This is a genomic window from Brevundimonas sp. GN22 (assembly GCF_054824005.1).
Genome location: NZ_JSYD01000136.1, coordinates 1 through 1,131, shown reverse-complemented (window position 1 = coordinate 1,131; position 1,131 = coordinate 1). Strand labels below are relative to the sequence as shown.

Here is a 1,131-nt window from a genome sequence, read left to right as displayed (position 1 = left end):
GGCGTTTATGATCACGAGAAGGGGCGATTGCAGACGCTTGTGATCGACGTTGAGCTGGATTTGGGGCCTGCACCGGTGCGCGAACTGGCCGATACGCTGGATTATGACGGGGTTGCCCGTATCGTCCGAACCTTGGCCGGTGGCGAGCACATTGAACTGGTGGAAACCTTTGCGGAGCGGGTCGCGCTGGAGTGTCTGGAGGATCCGCGCGTGCAGGCTGTGCGTGTGAAGGTCGATAAGCCCGATGCGATTGCCGGTACGGCGGTTGCGGGCTGCGAGGTTTCGTACGCACGGTGATTGCCTGCGGGCACTGTGACGGGCATGCTTGCGGGAAGCGGGCCAAGGAGTTTGTGCATGTCGATCCGACGCGAGATTAACGAGTTCAGCCGTCGTGGTCCCATCGTGGACCGGATTGGTCTGTCGGCGACGTATGCGCTGATCCTGCTGGCGGTGCCGACCTTTGGTATCGGGGCCGTGGTGGGTCTGGCGAGCGTTCTTTGGGGCGAGGCTCCGCAGGACGATTTGGCGAGGAGCCACCGCGAGTATCAAAAGCGAACCTTGCTGGTGGCCCTGGCGGCTATCGCGGGTGGGGCGCTGTTGATCATCGTCAATGTCGGCGTGTTTGTGCTGTTTGCCGGCCTGATTTGGACGCTGGTTCGCGGGATGCGGGGGCTAAGGGCGCTGCAGCATGGTCGCATGATCGAAAATCCCCGCGGCTGGTTGTGAATAGTCGGGAACGCCGGATGGTTTCGGGAGCTTAACTACTTCTCAGGGAAGTGGAATCGAGAGGCCGATGGATCTGCGCGACGTTGCCGAAAACCAGAGATACGAGCAGGGCTTTTATGACCCCGAGGGTCAACTGCGCGTCGTGTTTGCCGACTATGCTGTGAAGGGCAAGACGCGGGTCTTGCTGCACGTAGAGGCCGATCCGGCGCTGCGGGGCACGGGGGCGGCGGGGCAGTTCATGCAGGCGCTGGCCGAGCTGGCCCGAAACGAGGGGCTGAAGCTATCGCCCCATTGCGGATATGCGCGGGCTTGGCTGTCACGTCATCCGCAGTATCGGGATGTTGTCGAATATTGAGCGGCTAGCCGCTCCTCAGGTGGAGGAGCGGTGCACGATGTGTTTGATGG

General features: G+C 61.9%; 3 protein-coding genes. All 3 read left to right on the top strand.

Features of this window, described 5'->3' with window-relative positions; genetic code table 11:
- Positions 1-297: dihydroneopterin aldolase (locus tag OB03_RS14255; protein ID WP_461344603.1), on the top strand; the 297-nt coding region annotated here is incomplete at its 5' end.
- 57 nt (positions 298-354) lie between these two features.
- A complete protein-coding gene (locus tag OB03_RS14250; RefSeq protein ID WP_242914486.1) occupies positions 355-726 on the top strand; it encodes a serine/threonine protein kinase in 372 nt (123 codons plus the stop codon).
- A 67-nt stretch (positions 727-793) separates the two neighbouring features.
- On the top strand, positions 794-1,081 hold the full coding sequence (locus OB03_RS14245) for a GNAT family N-acetyltransferase (RefSeq protein ID WP_242914487.1): 288 nt from the start codon (positions 794-796) through the stop codon (positions 1,079-1,081).
- The last annotated feature ends 50 nt before the right edge of the window (positions 1,082-1,131 follow it).